16 protein-coding genes are annotated in these 17,178 nt (G+C 70.8%); 8 read left to right on the forward strand and 8 right to left on the reverse strand.

Going from position 1 to position 17,178, the window contains the following annotated elements; translation table 11 throughout:
• Positions 1-121 precede the first annotated feature (121 nt).
• The 3 genes from ACFYU0_RS04395 to ACFYU0_RS04405 all read right to left on the reverse strand — a co-directional run bounded on the left by ACFYU0_RS04395 (position 122) and on the right by ACFYU0_RS04405 (position 2,009).
• Complete coding sequence (locus tag ACFYU0_RS04395; protein ID WP_351663314.1) at positions 122-1,162, reverse strand: vWA domain-containing protein; 1,041 nt, start codon at positions 1,160-1,162, stop codon at positions 122-124.
• Between the two features lie 120 nt (positions 1,163-1,282).
• Positions 1,283-1,690, reverse strand: a complete 408-nt coding sequence (locus ACFYU0_RS04400) for a thiol-disulfide oxidoreductase DCC family protein (RefSeq protein ID WP_389297675.1) — start codon at positions 1,688-1,690, stop codon at positions 1,283-1,285.
• A gap of 73 nt (positions 1,691-1,763) precedes the next feature.
• Positions 1,764-2,009 carry a DUF5133 domain-containing protein gene (locus ACFYU0_RS04405; protein ID WP_351663319.1) on the reverse strand — a complete coding sequence of 82 codons (246 nt, stop codon included), beginning with the start codon at positions 2,007-2,009 and terminating at the stop codon, positions 1,764-1,766.
• 398 nt (positions 2,010-2,407) lie between these two features.
• On the opposite strand from ACFYU0_RS04405, the gene ACFYU0_RS04410 reads away from it, so the two are divergent.
• Positions 2,408-3,346 carry an Ig-like domain-containing protein gene (locus tag ACFYU0_RS04410; RefSeq protein ID WP_389297986.1) on the forward strand — a complete coding sequence of 313 codons (939 nt, stop codon included), beginning with the start codon at positions 2,408-2,410 and terminating at the stop codon, positions 3,344-3,346.
• Positions 3,347-3,491: 145 nt separating this feature from the next.
• Here the strand turns inward: ACFYU0_RS04410 and ACFYU0_RS04415 are convergent, their stop codons facing one another.
• Complete coding sequence (locus tag ACFYU0_RS04415; protein ID WP_351663322.1) at positions 3,492-3,770, reverse strand: GlsB/YeaQ/YmgE family stress response membrane protein; 279 nt, start codon at positions 3,768-3,770, stop codon at positions 3,492-3,494.
• A gap of 329 nt (positions 3,771-4,099) precedes the next feature.
• Between ACFYU0_RS04415 and ACFYU0_RS04420 the strand changes: the two genes are divergently transcribed.
• On the forward strand, positions 4,100-4,405 hold the full coding sequence (locus ACFYU0_RS04420) for an STAS domain-containing protein (protein WP_389297678.1): 306 nt from the start codon (positions 4,100-4,102) through the stop codon (positions 4,403-4,405).
• Positions 4,406-4,470: 65 nt separating this feature from the next.
• Here the strand turns inward: ACFYU0_RS04420 and ACFYU0_RS04425 are convergent, their stop codons facing one another.
• Positions 4,471-4,965, reverse strand: a complete 495-nt coding sequence (locus tag ACFYU0_RS04425; protein ID WP_389297680.1) for a hypothetical protein — start codon at positions 4,963-4,965, stop codon at positions 4,471-4,473.
• Between the two features lie 192 nt (positions 4,966-5,157).
• On the opposite strand from ACFYU0_RS04425, the gene ACFYU0_RS04430 reads away from it, so the two are divergent.
• Together ACFYU0_RS04430 and ACFYU0_RS04435 are read left to right on the forward strand one after the other, a co-directional pair.
• The gene (locus ACFYU0_RS04430) at positions 5,158-6,081 is read left to right on the forward strand and encodes a Ku protein (RefSeq protein ID WP_389297682.1); all 924 of its coding nucleotides are present in this window, start codon (positions 5,158-5,160) and stop codon (positions 6,079-6,081) included.
• A gap of 223 nt (positions 6,082-6,304) precedes the next feature.
• Positions 6,305-6,901 carry a DUF488 family protein gene (locus ACFYU0_RS04435; RefSeq protein ID WP_389297683.1) on the forward strand — a complete coding sequence of 199 codons (597 nt, stop codon included), beginning with the start codon at positions 6,305-6,307 and terminating at the stop codon, positions 6,899-6,901.
• Between the two features lie 101 nt (positions 6,902-7,002).
• On the opposite strand, the gene ACFYU0_RS04440 is transcribed toward ACFYU0_RS04435, so the two are convergent.
• Entirely contained in the window at positions 7,003-7,530 is a 528-nt protein-coding gene (locus tag ACFYU0_RS04440; protein ID WP_389297685.1) for an STM3941 family protein, read from the reverse strand.
• Between the two features lie 191 nt (positions 7,531-7,721).
• Positions 7,722-8,258 carry a UBP-type zinc finger domain-containing protein gene (locus tag ACFYU0_RS04445; RefSeq protein ID WP_389297687.1) on the reverse strand — a complete coding sequence of 179 codons (537 nt, stop codon included), beginning with the start codon at positions 8,256-8,258 and terminating at the stop codon, positions 7,722-7,724.
• Here ACFYU0_RS04445 and ACFYU0_RS04450 point away from each other — a divergent pair.
• Complete coding sequence (locus tag ACFYU0_RS04450; protein ID WP_389297689.1) at positions 8,257-9,264, forward strand: YihY/virulence factor BrkB family protein; 1,008 nt, start codon at positions 8,257-8,259, stop codon at positions 9,262-9,264. The genes ACFYU0_RS04445 and ACFYU0_RS04450 overlap by 2 nt on opposite strands.
• A gap of 63 nt (positions 9,265-9,327) precedes the next feature.
• Here the strand turns inward: ACFYU0_RS04450 and ACFYU0_RS04455 are convergent, their stop codons facing one another.
• Positions 9,328-12,516: a TIM-barrel domain-containing protein gene (locus ACFYU0_RS04455; RefSeq protein ID WP_389297987.1), complete on the reverse strand. Its 3,189-nt coding sequence runs from the start codon at positions 12,514-12,516 to the stop codon at positions 9,328-9,330.
• A 347-nt stretch (positions 12,517-12,863) separates the two neighbouring features.
• Here ACFYU0_RS04455 and ACFYU0_RS04460 point away from each other — a divergent pair, with 347 nt between their 5' ends.
• The 3 genes from ACFYU0_RS04460 (at position 12,864) to ACFYU0_RS04470 (ending at position 17,173) form a co-directional block, all read left to right on the forward strand.
• Positions 12,864-13,154: a hypothetical protein gene (locus tag ACFYU0_RS04460; RefSeq protein ID WP_389297690.1), complete on the forward strand. Its 291-nt coding sequence runs from the start codon at positions 12,864-12,866 to the stop codon at positions 13,152-13,154.
• Between the two features lie 477 nt (positions 13,155-13,631).
• The gene (locus tag ACFYU0_RS04465; protein WP_389297691.1) at positions 13,632-14,459 is read left to right on the forward strand and encodes an FAD binding domain-containing protein; all 828 of its coding nucleotides are present in this window, start codon (positions 13,632-13,634) and stop codon (positions 14,457-14,459) included.
• Positions 14,456-17,173: a molybdopterin-dependent oxidoreductase gene (locus ACFYU0_RS04470; protein WP_389297693.1), complete on the forward strand. Its 2,718-nt coding sequence runs from the start codon at positions 14,456-14,458 to the stop codon at positions 17,171-17,173. Before ACFYU0_RS04465 ends, ACFYU0_RS04470 begins: the two co-directional genes overlap by 4 nt.
• The last annotated feature ends 5 nt before the right edge of the window (positions 17,174-17,178 follow it).

Here is a 17,178-nt window from a genome sequence, read left to right on the forward strand (position 1 = left end):
TTCACCGCGCACACCAGACGTGCCGACGGAGCTGGTACCCAACCAGACCTGACGGCGCACGACAAGCCCCCGCCCGCCCCTGCCGCGCGCCGGTCCGATGGCAGTGCTCACCCGGAGGGGGTCAGAGCATCAGCAGCAGCCGGGTGTTCGGTACGAGCTTGCGGTTGACGCTGGTGCTCTGCACGAAGATCGTGTAGTCGTCGTTGTGGTCCGGCTTGACGCGCACCTCCACGTCCGGCAGGCCGAGCAGGGCCCGGGCCTCGGGCCCGGTGTAGACCCGGTCCGTCTTCTTCTCCAGCACCGCGATCTGCTTCTGCGCCTGGATCTTCTCCGACTTGCTCAACTGGTAGAAGGCGCCACCGGTGCGGTACTCGTGCCCGCACTCGACGACCCACTCGCGGATGCCCGCGTGCCGGGCCACCGGTATCAGCTGGTACTCCGACGGCTTCACGGGGGTGAGGCCGGCCGCCTTGATCGTCTTCTTGTTGACCGCCTGGGCGCCCGTGGAGAACACCGCCCGCGACCCCCGGATGCCCTGGGAGCGGCCCACCATGAAGTTCTCGGTGGCCTGCTGGATGACCTGCCCGGCCTCCTCCAGGCCCTGTGTGCTCGTGGCGTCCCAGATGGCGATGTTGTCCTTCGGGAAACCGCACTGCATGGCCTCGCGCTTGCCCATCTGGTCCGGCACGAGGACGGCCAGCGTCCAGTTGTCCTGCTGCGTCCGCATCATCTCGGCCACGGCCTCGACCAGTTCACGCGGTTCCCTGGAAGGGGCGTCCGGGCAACGGTGGCTCGCGTTCTCCTGCCCGTCCGTGAGAACGAACGTCAGGAAGCTGTGGTCGCCGTACAGTTGCGCCGTCCGGGCCAGTTCGCGCTGCGACTTCAGTGCGGCCGCCAGCAGGGCCGTCATCCCGCCGACCCGGTACAACTGCTTGAGCGACGGCATCCGGAGCACGTCCTTGTCGTAGATGACGCACTCCACCTTGTCCGCGAAGACGTACACCGTCACACGCGTCTCCTGGTCCAGCTCCCTCGACCGGCGGGCGAGGTAGGCGATCTGCTGGTCGGCGACGTCGACGACCTTGCGGCTCAGGTGGGACATGGAAGAACTGGCGTCCAGCACAAGGGCGACGTGGTTGATGTAGTTCTGGTTTCCGGACATGACGGCTCCCCCTCTTTCCGACTCGGTGCCCCTACCGTCTCACCCGCCACTGACAATCGGACCTGACGCCCATAGGGGACGAATCCGCCTTTCAGTGAGTGCGCGCGGAGGGCCGCCGTGTCATCGGGAGCGGCGTCGGAGGCGGGTCGCCGGCGGGCCGGCGGGGAGGGCGCAGGCCGGCGTGCCGCCGGGCAGTCGATGACGGTTGCGGGCGATGGCGCGATAGACGCCGTGGGCGATCCAGCGGGCCGGCGCCAGCTGCAGCGCCGCCCCCATGACGGGCCAGCCGCCGGGCGCGCTGGCCAGCATTTTGGCGACCGCCTGTGCGCCGCCGTACACCGTTCCGTCCGGGGTGACCCACAGGGCCTCGTACTCGGCCCGCTCCCGGGTCACGCCCAGCGCCTCCAGGTCGGCCCACTGGCCGGCCGTGACGTCGCAGCGCGGCCCGATCCATCTCTGCACGAGGGTCACCGAGGTCGTGCAGAAGCCGCAGTCGCCGTCGTAGACCAGCACAGGTCGCGTTCGCATGACTTCCATGATGCGCGCATCCGTGCCGTCCGACCCGGTGTCCGGTGCCGGCGGCGTCCGCGGGACGGGCGGCTCAGGCGGCCAGGGACTGGACCGCCCTCTTGTGCCGGCCGCGGTCCGCGCGCAACCGGTCGAGGAGCGCGTCGGCGGCGGCGAGGGCCTCCTCCACCGACCGGGTGCCGGTGAGGGCGCACAGTGTGGTGGAGGTTTCCTCCAGTTCCCGGCTCGAGTGGCCGGTGGGCTGCAGGTCGTGGCGGAAGCGCGCGTCGGCGAAGCGAGCCAGTACCGCACGCAGTTCCTTCTCCGCAGGCAACAGCACAGCGACAACCTCTTTCGACAGACGGGCCGTCACCCGGGGCCCGTGACACCGTGGGCGCACACCCGCAGGGGTGGCGGCGCCACTGGAAGGACATGGATCCGTCCTCCGGGTTCGTGTGCCCCCGAAGGATCACCGTATGCACTACTCCTGGCACAGCCTGTCGACGACACCCCCACCGGGCCGGCCGGGCGTAGTGGGCCCATGTGATGAGCTGCCCGATACTCCAGCGGTGTCGTGCCCCGAGTTTTGGCAGACGCTTTACGCGATACACGCAACTGAGGCCCGCGCCCGCACTGTCTGACAGGGCGTTGGGCCTTCCAGGGCCGAATGGAGAGAGAGTGGGGCACGTCGTGGGACGGGGCAAGGGCGGCATAGGGATCGCGGTCGTCACGGGCGCGATGCTGATGGGCGTGAGCGCCTGTGGCGGAATCGGCAGTGACAAGGCCGGCGGGGACGACGCGAAGGCTCCCGGCAAGCGGAGTGCGAGCGCCTCTCCGTCACCGGCGAAGCCCAAGGGGCCGCCGATGCTGCTGGAGACGATCACTCCGCAGACGGGGGCCACGGTCGGCGTGGCCATGCCCATCTCGGTGGTCTTCACCAACCCGGTGGCGCAGAAGGCGCGGGCCGCGGTGGAGAAGCACATGAAGGTGAGCGCCTCGCAGCCGGTGACCGGCGCCTGGCACTGGTTCGGCGACAGGCGCGCCGACTGGCGGCCCAAGACGTACTGGCCGTCCGGCACCAAGGTGAAGATCGACGCCGACATGCAGGGCGTCAGCAACGGCAACGGCCGCTACGGCGTGCACGGCTACACGCACACCTTCACGGTCGGCGACGATGTGCGCGCGGACGTGTCGGTGACCGGTCACACCATGAAGGTGACCAGGAACGGCAAGCCGGTGCGCACCCTGTCGATCAACGCGGGCAGCCCCCAGTACCCGACCTGGAACGGCACCATGGCCGTCATCGACAAGCAGGAGAAGGTCCACATGACCTCCTGCAGCGTCGGCATCAGCTGTGACAAGGGCAGTCCCAACTACTACGACCTGACGCTGCCGTGGGACGTCCACCTCACCCAGTCGGGCACGTACGTGCACTACTCGACCGGCGACCCCAACCCGGGCAGCGGCAGCGCGCGCGGCTCGCACGGCTGCGTCCACCTGTCGATGTCGGACGCCAAGTGGTTCTACGGCCAGGTCAAGCAGGGCGACCCGGTCACCATCACCGGTTCGAGCCGCGCCAAGGCCCCGGCCGACAACGGCTACGCCGACTTCAACCTGGCTTGGGACCAGTGGCTCGCGGCCAGCGGGTCCGGCGAGGGGACGACCGCGGCCCTGTGACACACCGCGGATGAGGGCCGGGGCCAGTAGCCGTCGGCGGCGGAACGCCCCGCCCTCACCGCCCCTTTGGGGCACGGCGCCGAAAAGCGAATCGGCTCCCTCCCGGGTGGGAGGGAGCCGATTCGCGGTGTCCGGCCGTGCGGTGTCACGCGTGACGGTGCGAGCGCCGGTTGCCGGTGACGAGGCGGTAGAGCACGAGCAGGATGAGGGATCCGACGATCGCCGCGATCCAGGTGGAGAGGTCGAAGAAGCCGTCGATCGAGTCGACTCCGAAGATGACCTTGCCGAGCCAGCCGCCGAGCAGACCGCCGACGATGCCGATGAGCATCGTGACGATGATGCCGCCCGGGTCCTTGCCCGGCATCAGCGCCTTGGCGATGGCGCCGGCGAGCAGGCCGATGATGATCCACGCGATGATGCCCATGTACGTCTCCGCTTCGTCTCATAAAGAACTTGTTAGCTCCTCGTGTGTTCCGTCTGCGCCCGAACAAACGTCCCTGATTCCGGATCCTGGGTGTGACGGGGCGACGGGGGGCCTCCCGGAGCGCGCGTGGATGTGACACCCTGCAGGGAGAGCCAGCCTGGTCTGGTGGGAGACCCCGCGCCGCCGTGTGGTGACCGAACACGAGTGGCCGAAGGACGGTGCGGGTGGTCTCGCTCGGCTGTGAGCGGCACATGCCGCGCGCTTGACGGCCAACTTCCGAGAGTGGGAGCCGACCGTGATGGGCTTTGATCCCGAACGGTGGTTTCACCATGCCGTCTTTCGCAGTGCACGTCAGCGATCAGCGCAACCGCATCATGATCAGCGTGGCGGGCGAACTGGACTTCGACACCTGCCCGCGGATCACCCAGGTCACCGACGATGTGAGCCTCGGTGACCGCACCCTCTGCCTCGACATGGCCGGGGTGTCCTTCATGGACGCCAGCGGCCTGACCCTGTTGCAGAGTCTGAACCGGAACACCGAGGCGCAGGGCGGAACGCTGGAACTGTCCGGCCTGCAGGAGCAGCCGCGCCGCATCCTGGAACTCATCGCCACCGACGCACCCGGGGTCACCTGACCGCCGGCCCCGGTTGTCACGGCCGAGCCCGTGAGGCCGGGGGCCGTGTCGCCCGGCCCCCGGCCTCAGTCCTCCGGCTCCTCGTCCTCGCCGGCCGTGTCCCCGATGGCGACCCGCAGATCGTGCATGCCCTGCATGGTGTCGATGAGGGCTTCCTCCGCCCCGCTCAGGGCCTGTCTGGTCGCCTCGACGTCGCCCCGGTCGGCGTGCAGCTGGGCGCTGAGGGTGTACAGGGCCGTCATCGCGGCCGCGAAGGACGCCTCCCGGCCCGGAGGCGTTTCGTCGGCCTCGGACTCCGAGACCTGGATGGCGGTGCGCTGCAGCCGGTTCGTCAGGATGTTGACCGCCAGGCCGGGATCGTGGCCCAGCTGCTCCGCCCAGCCGAGCATCGTGTCGAGGACGTCCTCGATCTCCTCCTCCTCGGACAGACGCGTAGCGGCGGTGATCTCCCACTCCGCCTTGGCCAGCAGATGGCCCAGCAACCGCAGGCGATCGGGTTCCTGCGGCTCCTCGCGCCGTGCCGCTGGATCCGCCGTCGGTTCGGCTCCCAGAGCACTCAACGCCGCATTGATCTGTTCGGCACTCACCGGACGCTCGCTCTTCATGCTCACGCTCTCAGCTTCACCCCTCGAAGGCGTCGTCGCCCGCCCACGCACCCGGTGGGAGCACTCCCGGCCGGCCCCCGGTGGGGTGCGGACCGCATACGGCGTCCCTACGCTGGTGGTGCTGGGGGCTACTGCGGAGGTGTGGGCATGCCCCGAACCATCTGGTCCGGTGCCATCTCGTTCGGTCTCGTCACCGTGCCGATCAACGTGGTCAGCGCGACGGAGGACCACTCGATCAGGTTCCACCAGTTCCACACCACGGACATGGGACGGGTCCGCTACCGCAAGATCTGCGAGCTGGAGGACCGGGAGGTCTCCCAGGACGAGATCGGCAAGGGCTACGAGCTGACGAAGACGCAGGTCATCCCCATCACCGAAGAGGATCTGCGCAATCTTCCGCTGCCGACGGCCAAGGCCATCGAGATCGACGCCTTCGTACCGCTCGCCTCCATCGACCCGATCCGGATCGGCGAGGGCTACTACCTCCAGCCGGCCGGGAAGGTCGCGGCCAAGCCGTACAAGCTGCTCGTCCAGGCGCTGGGCCGGTCGGCGAAGGTGGCGGTCGCGAAGTACGCGTGGTCCGGTCGTGAGCGGCTCGGCCTGCTCCGGGTGAAGGGCGACGTCCTGGTGCTCCATGCCATGCGCTGGCCCGACGAGATCCGTTCCCCGCAGGAGCTGCTGCCACCGCCGGTGGAGGTGTCGGACGAGGAGATCGAGGGCGCGCTCGCGCTGATGGAGACCATGAGCCGCGAGGACCTCGAGGGGGAGGAGTTCCAGGACCGCTACACCGAGGCCATGGCCCGGATCATCGAGGCGAAGCGGGAGGAGAAGCCGCTGCCCGAGTCGCCGGAGCCGGAAGCACCGGCCCAGGTGCTCGACCTGATGGCGGCGCTGAGCGAGTCGGTGGAGAAGGCGAAGGCCTCCCGCGGTGAGGAAGCCGGCCCCGCCGAGGTGCACCGGCTGCCCAAGCCCAAGAAGACACCGGCCGCCAAGAAGCAGCCGGCCAAGAAGACCCCGACGAAGAAGGCGGCCGCGAAGAAGACGTCCTCCCGGCGGCCGCGAAGCGCGTAGCCGACCGTTTCCGCCGGACGGCCGGGTGAGGCCACCCCTCGTCGAACACCTGCCCCACCGTCGACCCGCGTGCCCCTCCGGACGCCGCTTGCGACGCAGCCCGCCGCGGGGCGGGGGAGTCACAAGGCCGGCGCCGCCCGGCCGGGGTACTCGGGGGACCCGAGAGGCGCGGGCTCGGGCGACCACGTCCCGAGCGTGCCGGCGCGGGCGAACGGCGTGAGCGATGGGTGACGGAGACACGGACCCCGGTGCCGGGCCTTCGAGGCCCGGGCCGGTGCTGATCACGTTCGGTCACAGCACGGCGGACCGGACCACGCTCGCCGACCTCCTCCGGCACGCCGGGGCCGCCTCCGTGGTGGACGTCAGGACCGCTCCCGGCAGCCGCCGGAATCCCGACCTGGCACGGCAGCGGCTGGCGGAGTGGATGCCCGAGGCGGACATCGCCTACCGGTGGGAGCAGCGGCTGGGCGGATGGCGCGGGCCCGCCCCCGACTCGCCCGACACCGTCTGGCGCAACGAGTCGTTCCGCGGCTACGCCGCCCACACCCGCAGCCCCGAGTTCGTCACGGCGATGGACGCGCTCATGCGGCAGGCCGGCGAGACGCGGACCGCGGTGATGTGCAGCGAAGCCGTGTGGTGGCGCTGTCACCGGCGTCTGATCGCCGACTTCGCCGTGCTGGCCCGCGGCGCCCGCGTCCTCCATCTGATGCACGACGGCCGCCTCACCCCGCACACCCCCACGAAGGGCGTGCGCCTCCGGGACGACGGCCTCCTCGTCTACGACGACGGCGCGCCCGCGGCGGGAGCGACACTCTTCTGACCCGGATGGACGCAGCAGCCGGGGCCGCCTCGCCGGCGTCCTCGTCCGGATCCGGCGCCGAGCGAGGACACCGGATCAGCCGGTCTTTCCGGCGGGCGCGCTCACCGCTGAACCACGAGTCCGGGGCAGTGACGCCGCATCGCGTCGAGAACCTCCTCGGGCGGCACCGGCAGGGTGTTCGTGGCCATGTTGGCCGGACCGAAGCCCAGTCGTGCGTTCATGGACGCGGTTCTGCGGACGAGCCTGGGTGCTCGGGCCAGATAGGCGTCCGGAGCACGCAGCACCAGCTCGATGAACCGTTGCGTGGTGTGCCGTACCCGCTGCTCGCGTATCCGCACGGCGGCTATCTCGTCCCAGCCGAACCGGCCCAGCGTCACGTGTTCCAGTCCCGCGTCGTCCAGCACCAGCTCCGGACGGCCGCGGAGCAGGCGCCGGCCGATGAGCACCGAGCAGAATCCGAAGAAGACCACGGCCAGTGCCCCCGCCACCGTCATCCTCACGGTGCTGTGGGCGACCAGGAGGACAGTGCCCAGGGTGACGAAGAGCAGAGAGCCGGCCAGCATGGCCCACACGCGCCCCTTGGCGAGCGGGTAGACCGTCGGGGGCAGGGGGACGCCTTTTCTGATCACGGGCCGAGACGATAGGACCAGACCCTCGTCGGCGGAAGCCTTTTCGCGGCCCGCGAGACACGCTCCAGGCGCGCCGGACGGTCACGCCGCCGATCAGGCTCACCCTTACATCGGTCTTCCGCGGCTCTCCTGCGCTGTCCTTCGTCATGGCAAGTACCGTACGGACAGCAGCACTTGGACCCCCAGTGTCGTCAGGGGCGGCTCCCCGCGGGCTGCAGGTACACCTCGTCGACGTAGCACCAGGCCCATTCCTCGCCCGGTTCCATGGAGCGTACGAGCGGGTGCCCGGTCGATTCGTGGTGGGCGGTGGCGTGGGCGCCCGGCGAACTGTCGCTGCATCCCGTGTGCCCGCAGCTCAGACAGAACCGCAGGTGCCCTCCGCCCTGCCCCCGGGCCTCGCACTCCAGGCACACCCCGCTCCGGGGCACCGGCGACGAGCCGGCATCCGGCACATGCGCACAGGTGCGACCCTCCGGACGGCCACCGTCCGGTCGCACCACCCAGCCGGTCATGAGCTCCCCATTCGCCGCTGATCGCTGTCGCGTCCGTCGTACCTGCTTCGCACGCGGACGGGGAACCGGATGCGCCCAGGGTCCCGCCCGGGGCGCCCATCGCCGTCGAGCCGCGTCGAGCGCCTGAGCGGTGTGGGATCGCGTGGGCGGGGGCACAGGGATGCTGCGGCGTCTCGCCCGAGTACGGAGACCTGCCCGAGGTATGGGAGGGCACATGGACGTGCTGGCCCGGCTGGACCGATATCAGCGACGGCACCGGTGGGCGGGCATGCCGCTCGCGGTCGTGTACAAGTTCTTCGACGACCAGGCCACCTACCTCGCCGCGCTGCTGACCTACTACGGCTTCGTCTCCCTGTTCCCGCTGCTGCTGCTCCTGGTCGCCATCCTCAGCGGCGCCCTGCACGGCAACCCGCAGCTGCAGCACTCCGTGCTCCACTCCGCGCTCGGTGAGTTCCCCGTCATCGGCGACCAGCTCGGTCAGAACGTCCACTCGTTCCACGGCAGCGGAGCCGCGCTCGCGGTGGGCGTGATCGGCAGGGTCTACGGCGCCCTGGGGGTGGCCCAGGCGGTGCAGCACGCCCTGAACAAGATCTTCGCCGTGCCGAGGCACGCCCGCCCCGACCCCCTGCGCTCACGGGCCAGGGGCCTGGGCTTCCTGCTGCTGCTCGCGGTCGGCCTCGGCCTGACGACGGCCCTGTCGGCCGCGGAGTCCGCCGCCGGCATCTTCGGGACCAGCCTCGCGGTCGGTCTCCGGGTGGCCGTCGGCGCCGCGGGAGTCGCCGTCAACGCCGGGCTCCTGCTGCTGAGCTACCGGATCATGACCCGTCGCCGGCCCACGCTCCGCCTGATGTACGGCCCCGCGCTGGGAGCCGCGTGCGCCTGGCAGGTGCTGCAGTGGGGCGGCTCCTACTACGTCGGCCATGTGCTCCGGGGCGCCACGGCGACGTACGGGATGTTCGGCATCGTGCTCGGCCTGCTCGCCTGGGTCTACCTCGCCTCCGTGGTCTACCTCGCCACGGCCGAGGTCATCGCGGTGCGCTGCCTGCGGCTGTGGCCGCGCAGCCTGCTCACGCCGTTCACCGACCACGTCCACCTCGCCCGGGGTGACGTGCGCGCCTACCGCTCGTACGCGAACGCCGAGGCCTTCAAGGGCTTCGAGAAGGTCTCCGTCCGCTTCGGCGAGCCCCCGCCGCCCGCCGTGGGCGACAAGGGACCGCCTTGACGCGCGAGCGCCCACACGGCCCGGAAGGCGTGTGGGCGCCGCCGTGGCCCTCCGTCCCGCGCCCTACTGGTACGTGACGGTGACGGGGGTGCGCACGCTGTGCCGCGGAAGGGTGACGGTCAGCGTCCCGGTCTCACCGTCCCAGCGGTACGCGTCGGGGGAGAGCCTCGCCCCGTCGGCGGCCACCCTGGCCGGCGCCTCACCCCCCAGGAACCTCAGGGTCCACCGGCGCTTCCCGGTCTGGCCCGGATACGACCCCTTCACCGGACTGATCGACACGGTGTGACGCGATCCGGTCTCCCGGTACCGGATCCTCGTCGTGGCGCTCCTCGGCTCAGCGGCGCCGTCGTCCTCGTAGAGGCGGTACGCGCCCGACGCACCGGCGGAGACGGTCAGCGTGACATCGGTCAGGGCCTCGCGGTCGTCGTGCGCGACGTCGTGCGTGCGCGTGGGCAGGATGCCGCCGGCCCTGACGAACACCGGCATCGAGTCGAGACCGGTGGTGATGTCCTGGGTGGTTCCGCCGGCGTAGGACTTCCCGGTGAAGTAGTCGGTCCACCGGCCGGGCGGGAACCACACGGAGGTGGTGGCGGAGTCACCCGGCGTGGTCACCGGGGCGACCAGTACGTCGGAGCCGTAGAAGTACTCGCTGTCCGCGACGTCGTACGCCCGCGGCTCGTCCGGGTACTCGAGATAGGCGGGACGGACGATCGGCACGCCGGTGCGGTGCGCCTCCTCGGCGAGTGAGTAGGTGTAGGGCACGAGGTTCTCGCGCAGGTTGAGGAACTTGTCGGCCGACCGGCGGGCCGCCGTGCCGTACTGCCAGGGCAGCCGGTCGCTGTGATTGCTGTGCAGGCGGTCGATCGGCTGGAACGCGCCGAACTGGACCCAGCGTGCGTACAGGTCGTCGGGCAGCTTGTACGTGGTGCGGAGCCTGCCGCCGTCCGTGTACGTCTCCGAACCGGTCAGCCCCGTCGTGTCGTTGTGGCCGCCGATGTCGTGGGTGATGGCGGCCATCCCGGTCGCGGCGGACTCGCCCGGCGTGTAGCCGACCTCCTGCCTCAGCACACCCCACGTGGAGGACGTGTCGCCGGTGAAGTGGACGGTCGTGCGCTTGTCCGCCCACGGACCGGTCGGCAGGGCCTGCTGACCGCTGTACCCGCCGGCCTGCAGTGAGCCGTAGGCCCGGGAGAGGACGAAGCCCCGGCCGGGGACGGCGGCGGCGTACTGCTGGTTGATCCACGCGTCCGGGGTCACGCCGGGCAGCGAGGACTGCGAGGCGTCGCAGCACCAGTCCAGCCACCAGAAGTCGTTGCCCTGCCGGTCCATCGTGCGGTGCAGGTCCAGGTACGCCCTGAGCTGGTCGGGATCGCCGAAGTCGAAGGTGTAGCAGTTGTCCTGGACGCTCGCGCCCCCGGCGCAGCCTCCCTTCGACAGCCTGCCCTTGGCCGTGGCCTGCGCCTGGGCGAACTGGGGGTCGGAGGCGAGGATGCTGGGGTGCACGTTGAGCGTGTTGTGCAGCCCCTGCGACGCCGACCAGTCGAAGAAGCCCTGGGGATCGGGGAACTTGGCGGGGTCCATCTCCCAGCCGCTCCAGCTGTTCACGGCCTTGAAGTCCGTGTCGGTGACCAGGACGTCCAGCGGAACGCCCTCGGACCGGAACGCCGGCAGGATCCTGTCCTCGTAGTCGGCCGCGGTGCGGTCGATGTACTCGGAGTACCAGACGCCGTAGGCCCACCGCGGCAGCAGTGCGGGCGGCCCGGTCAGCGCGGCCAGATCGGCCAGGGCCTGTTTGTAGTCGTGGCCGAAGCCGAAGACGTAGCCGTCCTGGTAGGGGGTTCCGCCGTGGCCGGGCCGCTGCGTGACCTTCCGCGCGGCGGTGTCGTACAGGGCCGACGAGGTGTCGTCCAGGAGGTACCAGCCGTCCTCGTTCAGCAGTCCGGGCGTGGTCACGACGGGAGAACCGCCGTTCACTCCGTCCAGGCCGCGGCGGTAGCCGCCGAGGGCGACATGCGGCGGGGGCGCGGCCGCCTCCGGGCGAGCCACGGAGACGGTGTCCGCGTTGACGTGACAGCTCGCGGCGTCCGGGCAGTTCAGGCTGATGTCGTTCGCGCCCGCCTTGAGGGCCACGGGTGCCGAGGCCGTCTGCCAGTCGTCCCAGTCCTTCGTCGCCGGGAACGTCAGCGTGCTGGTCGCGCCGCCCGCGCCGACGGTGGCGGTGCGGTCCTCGTGCCGGCCGTCGCCGCCCGTGCCGTTGGCGTACCGCACGCGCAGGGTGTAGACGCCGTCGGCGGGCACGCCGACCACATGGGTCGACAGGCCCGCCCCCTGGTTGAGTTCGGCGACGAAACCCGTGCCCGCGTATCCCGCGTGGTCCGTGGCGCTGACGGCCGTGCCGCCGATCCGCGAGCTCTCCGCCTCACAGCTCACACCGAAGCGGCAGTCGGGGACGGCGGTGGCGGAGACCGGGGGATAGGGGTCTCCGGGCCGTACGAGTGCCACGCTGTCCAGGTTGACGTCACCTGAGTCCGAGGCGGTCCGGGTCAGGGCCAGGGTGTGGTGTCCCGCGCCCAGTTGGAGGTTCTCGGTGACCAGGCCCCACGTGTCCCAGTCGGCCGTGGTCGGCAGGGTCACCGTCTGCCGCTCGCCGCCGTCCACGCTCAGGGTGAGCGTACGGGGCTCGGTACGGCCGTCCCCGCCACGGGAGTTGGCGTACCGCAGGCCGAGCTGGTAGCCGCCGGCGGTGCTGACATCGATGTCAGCGGACACCGAACTGCCTGTGCCTTCGAAGCCCGCCGCGAATCCGGTTCCGGTGTGGCCGCGGTGGTCGGAGGCCACGGAGACGCCGCTGAGCTGCAGGGTCTCGGCCTCGCACAGGGCACCGACCGCGCAGGTCAGGCGGTGCCACGGAGTCGCGGTGACCGGCGTGCCGCCCGCCGTTCGCTCGATGGAGAGGTTCTCGGCGTCGAACGGTCCGGAGCCGACCCGGTAGCGCAAAGACATCGCGCTCGTCCTGACGGTGAGCCAGCCGTCGGACGTGGTGGCGGTGTACGGCGCCGGTGTGAACCCGGCGCGGCCGATCGCGTTGAACGTCGGCTCGTCCGTGAACCTCCCGTCTCCCGCGTACTCGGTGCGGATCAGGGTCGGCGAGAGGATCTGGAAGCGGGCGTCCCCCGACGTGACGCTCGGAATACGAGCGTGCCCGTCCGCCCCCTTGCCCGCCGCTGCCGCACCGGTGTGGGCCAGTGCCATCGCGGCGGTCGTGAGGAGGGCGACCGCGCCTCCCACCAGCCGGTGCGCCGGTCCCGGCCGGCGGCGCCGAGTCCATGGTGCTGGCATACGCAACTCCGTTCTGCTGTCGGCCGGGTGGCTCAAGTAGCGCGAGCGTGCGGCGTGTTGAGGAGGAGCCGCCTGCTCTTTCAACGATGGAAATCACGCACCCAGCATGAGAGCACGCCGCCTCACGGGGTGTCCATAAGGAGGCGAGAGGCAGCTCGGGAGGCTCCTGAACACACGAAGGAGACGCGGGCCGTGCCGAGGTGAGCGGAAGAGGCGATCCGAAGGCGCTGAACGGCGTCCCACGGGGTACACGGGCCGGCATGGCATCCAGTACTGATCTCGTGTCCCTGCGGGCCGTGCGGCAGCTGCGCCGGGTTCGCGCCTTCTACGCGGTGGGCGTCCTCCTGTGGACCGCGTCCACCGCCTGGACGAGCTGGCAGTCTCCCGGGAGCCGGCAGATGTGGGTATCCGTCCTCCTCCTCGCCGTCTTCGCCGGCCTCCTGACCGCGACCACCCTGTGGCTCCAACGCCTCCAGGCCGCGAGCGCCCCGGCCCCCGCCCACCACGCCGCCCCACGAACGACAACCGGAGCCCGCCACGCACACGCCTGACGCACCCCCGACGGCTCGGTCGGGCGTCAGCACACGGCGCCCGGGCGCTCCGTGGTGTCTCGCGCTCTGATGGCCTGGTTCAGCCGATCCAGCAACCCGGTCCTCCTTCCTCTTGCGGCACCAACCTAGGGAGGGTCAAGCCTGCCGCACCCGACGATCCGTGCCTGCTCCGGTCGGGTAGCAAAAGCCCTGCGGCACCCGTCGACGCCGTCGCGCAGGGAATGCGAGTGGGTGCACAGGGTTTCCGTGCCGGGGCCACCTCGAGCCCGCCACCGGGCCCATGGCCGTCTGCCGCGATAAAATGTGGCGAAAGCGCACGTATCCACTGTCCGCGTCGGCCGGCCCTCCGCGGCACAGCCGCGACGAGCTGCCCGGTCCGGCGGCTCACGGCTGCTCGGCCGGCGTGAGAGCAGGGCCGGCGGGCGGCACAAGGACAGTCCTCGTCCCATAGTCCCGTTCTCCTGTGGGTCGGCCCTCATGGATCTCAACACCATCACCGAAGTGGTCCGGCGACCGTCCGAGCGGCCGGGCCTGGACTGGCAGGAGGGCGACGCCTGGCTCGCGGGCGGAACCTGGCTCTATTCCGTGGAGCAGCCCGACCTGCGGCGGCTGATCGATCTGACGGCGATGCGCTGGGAACCGCTCGTCCGGACGGACGAGGGCCTGGAGATCGGCGCCACCTGCACGATCCGCGACCTCTACGCCTTCTCCTGGCCGGTGGGCTGGACCGCCGGAATCCTCCTCCGGAAGAGCTGCGAGGCGTTCCTTTCCTCGTTCAAGGTCTGGAACACGGCCACCGTCGGCGGCAACATCTGCATGTCCCTGCCGGCCGGACCGATGATCACGCTCACGGTCGCGCTGGAGGCGCGGTACGAACTCTGGGCGCTCGACGGCTCCGTGCGGTTCGTCGACGCCCTCGACTTCGTCACGGGCGACCACCGCAACGTCCTCGCCCCGGGGGAGATCCTCAGGCGCGTCACCATCCCGGAGCACGCGCTGCGCAAACGCACCGCGCACCGCCGCTTCACACTGACGCGCCTGGGCCGCTCGACGGTGTTCCTCGTCGGCACCCAACGGCTCGGCGCGAGCGACCTGTTGCTCACCATCACCGCCGGCACCACGAGGCCGCTCCGCATCGCCTTCGACTCCCTGCCCGACGCCGGAACCGTGCGGCAGCGCATCGACGCCGTGCCGGCCGGCCTCTGGTACGCCGACCCCAACGGGACACCTGACCACCGCCGGCACCTGACCCGGCACTTCGCCGAGGAGATCTGCCGCGAACTCACGGCTGGGGACCTCGCATGAACTACTCCGTGAACGGCAAGGAATTCGGACAGGAACCCGCCCCCGGCCAGTGCCTGCGCACCTTCCTGCGCGAACTCGGCCACTTCGGGGTCAAGAAGGGGTGCGACGCGGGCGACTGCGGCGCCTGCACGGTGTGGCTGGACGGCTCACCGGTGCACAGCTGCATCACCCCCGCGTTCCGCGCGGACGGCCACGAGGTGACCACGATCGAAGGCCTCGGCCGGCCGGGCGCCCCGCACCCCATGCAACGGCAGTTCGAGAACGCCCCGGGGTTCCAGTGCGGTTTCTGCACCGCCGGGATGATCATGACGTCGGCGACCTTCACCGAGGAGCAGAAGGCGGATCTGCCAAGGGCGTTGAAGGGCAACCTCTGCCGCTGCACCGGCTACCGGGCGATCGAGGACGCCGTGAAGGGCGTCGGCGCGGTGGAGACGGCGGCGCCCGGCAGGGCCGTCGGGACGAGCGTGGGCGCGCCCGCGGGCCACGACGTGGTGACGGGGCACGCCGAGTTCACCATGGACACCCGGATCGACGGCATGCTGCACCTCAAGGTGCTGCACTCACCTCACGCGCACGCCCGGATCCTGTCGGTCGACAAGAGCGCGGCCCTCGCGGTCCCCGGCGTGCACCGGGTCTACACCTGGCAGGACGCACCCCGCAGACGCTTCACCACGGCCATCCACACCGACCACCTGGTCGACCCGGACGACACCTACATCCTCGACGACACGGTCCGCTTCGCCGGGCAGCGCGTCGCCGCGGTCCTGGCCGACACGGTCGGGGCGGCCGAGGAGGGCTGCCGGCGTCTCGTGGTCGAGTACGAGCTCCTGCCGGCGGTGTTCGACCCCGAGGCGGCGATGGCCGACGGCGCACCCCAACTGCACGGCTCGGACGATCCGTTCGTCCGCGACCCCGTCCACAACATCCTGCTCGAACTCCACTCGCACATCGGCGACGTCGACGCCGGGTTCGAGGCGGCCGACGTGATCCACGAAGGCACGTACTTCTCACCACGCGTGCAGCACGCCCATCTGGAGACGCACGGATCGATCGCCTGGATGGAGGACGGCCGCCTGAACGTCCGGACCAGTTCGCAGTCGCCGTCGATCGCGAAGGTCAAACTGGAGTACCTGTTCGCGCTGCGCCCGGACCAGCTCAGGGTGTTCTGCAAGCGCGTCGGCGGCGGGTTCGGCGGCAAGCAGGAGGTGATCGCCGAAGACCTCGTCGCCCTCGCCACCCTGGACACCGGGCGGCCCACCTGCCTCGAGTACACCCGCGAGGAGGAGTTCACCACGGCCTCGCCGCGCCATCCGATGACCCTGACGGTCAGACTCGGCGCCAAGTCCGACGGAACGCTCACCGCCCTCCAGGTGCGCAACGTGTCGAACACGGGCGCCTACGGCAATCACGGCGGTGAGACGGCGTACGCGGGCGGAGCCGCCGTGATGATCTACCGCTGCCCCAACAAGAAGTACGACGCGTACTCCGTCTACACCAACACCGTGCCGAGCGGCGCGCTGCGCGGCTACGGGATGACCCAGCCGGCGTTCGCCGTGGAGTCGGCGATGGACGAACTCGCCCGCGCGCTGCACCTCGACCCGCTCGAACTGCGCCGGCGCAACATCGTGCGGCCGGGGGAGCCCCTGGTCGCCATGGACGACGGCCCCGACGACGTGGTCTTCACCGAGGACGGCCTCGCCAAGTGCGTCGACCTGGTGGGCGAGGCCCTGGCCCGGACGGCCGACCGGCCGCCTCCCGGCCCCGAGTGGTTCGTCGGCACCGGAGTGGCGAGTTCGCTGCACGAGACGGCGCCCCCGACGGAGCACCTCTCCGAGGCCTGGGTCACCCTGGGCGACGACCTCGTCTACGAACTGGCCGTCGGCACGGTCGAGTTCGGGGAGGGAACCTCCACGGCACACGTCCAGATCGCGGCCCACCAACTGGGCACGACGCCGTCGCGCATCCGGCTGGTGCAGTCCGACACCGACCGCACCGGCTTCGACACCGGCGCCTTCGCCAGCGCGGGCCTCTTCGTGGCGGGCAACGCGGTCCTGCGGGCGGCCGGTGCCGTACGCGACCGCATCCTGGAGTTCGCCGCCGCGCACACCGGCGTCCACGTCGTGATGTGCACGATGGACGACGACGGTGTCGTCTGCGGGGACCGGCGCACCTCGCTGGCCGAACTGGTCGCGCTGGCCCGGGCGCGCGGCATCCGTTTCACCGCGGCACGCAAGGCCTACGGCTCGCCCCGGAGCGTCACCTCCAACACGCAGGGGTTCCGGGTCGCGGTGCACCGCGTCACGGGTGAGATTCGCGTCCTGGACAGCGTGCACGCGGCGGACGCCGGAGTGATCATCAACCCGGCGCAGGTCCGGGGCCAGATCGAGGGCGGTGTCGCCCAGGGACTGGGCTTCGCGCTGACCGAGAACCACCACCTCGACGACAACGGCGTCATGGTCAACCCGAACCTCCGGAACTACCGCATCCCCACCTACGCCGACATCCCCCGCACCGAGGTCCTCCTGGTGGGCACGGCCGACTCGGTCGGGCCCATGCGGGCGAAGGGCATGGCGGAGTGCTGCATCAACCCGGTGGCCCCGGCGCTCGCGAACGCGGTGCACGACGCCACGGGCGTCCGCTACCGCGCGCTGCCGCTGACTCCGGAACGCGTCTACGGCCGGCTCCCCGCGGAGCAGTCGGTGTCGGCAGGCTGAGCCGC

This window comes from Streptomyces sp. NPDC003720 (genome assembly GCF_042875075.1).
Lineage (GTDB): Bacteria > Actinomycetota > Actinomycetes > Streptomycetales > Streptomycetaceae > Streptomyces.

Coding starts and splice junctions, on each gene's coding strand:
- ACFYU0_RS04470 (WP_389297693.1), top strand. CDS start 14,456: ATGAACTACTCCGTGAACGGCAAGGAATTCGGACAGGAACCCGCCCCC.
- ACFYU0_RS04465 (WP_389297691.1), top strand. CDS start 13,632: ATGGATCTCAACACCATCACCGAAGTGGTCCGGCGACCGTCCGAGCGG.
- ACFYU0_RS04455 (WP_389297987.1), bottom strand. CDS start 12,516: ATGGCACTGGCCCACACCGGTGCGGCAGCGGCGGGCAAGGGGGCGGAC.
- ACFYU0_RS04410 (WP_389297986.1), top strand. CDS start 2,408: ATGCTGATGGGCGTGAGCGCCTGTGGCGGAATCGGCAGTGACAAGGCC.
- ACFYU0_RS04420 (WP_389297678.1), top strand. CDS start 4,100: ATGCCGTCTTTCGCAGTGCACGTCAGCGATCAGCGCAACCGCATCATG.
- ACFYU0_RS04450 (WP_389297689.1), top strand. CDS start 8,257: ATGGACGTGCTGGCCCGGCTGGACCGATATCAGCGACGGCACCGGTGG.
- ACFYU0_RS04430 (WP_389297682.1), top strand. CDS start 5,158: ATGCCCCGAACCATCTGGTCCGGTGCCATCTCGTTCGGTCTCGTCACC.
- ACFYU0_RS04435 (WP_389297683.1), top strand. CDS start 6,305: ATGGGTGACGGAGACACGGACCCCGGTGCCGGGCCTTCGAGGCCCGGG.
- ACFYU0_RS04400 (WP_389297675.1), bottom strand. CDS start 1,690: ATGCGAACGCGACCTGTGCTGGTCTACGACGGCGACTGCGGCTTCTGC.
- ACFYU0_RS04415 (WP_351663322.1), bottom strand. CDS start 3,770: ATGGGCATCATCGCGTGGATCATCATCGGCCTGCTCGCCGGCGCCATC.
- ACFYU0_RS04460 (WP_389297690.1), top strand. CDS start 12,864: ATGGCATCCAGTACTGATCTCGTGTCCCTGCGGGCCGTGCGGCAGCTG.
- ACFYU0_RS04445 (WP_389297687.1), bottom strand. CDS start 8,258: ATGTGCCCTCCCATACCTCGGGCAGGTCTCCGTACTCGGGCGAGACGC.
- ACFYU0_RS04395 (WP_351663314.1), bottom strand. CDS start 1,162: ATGTCCGGAAACCAGAACTACATCAACCACGTCGCCCTTGTGCTGGAC.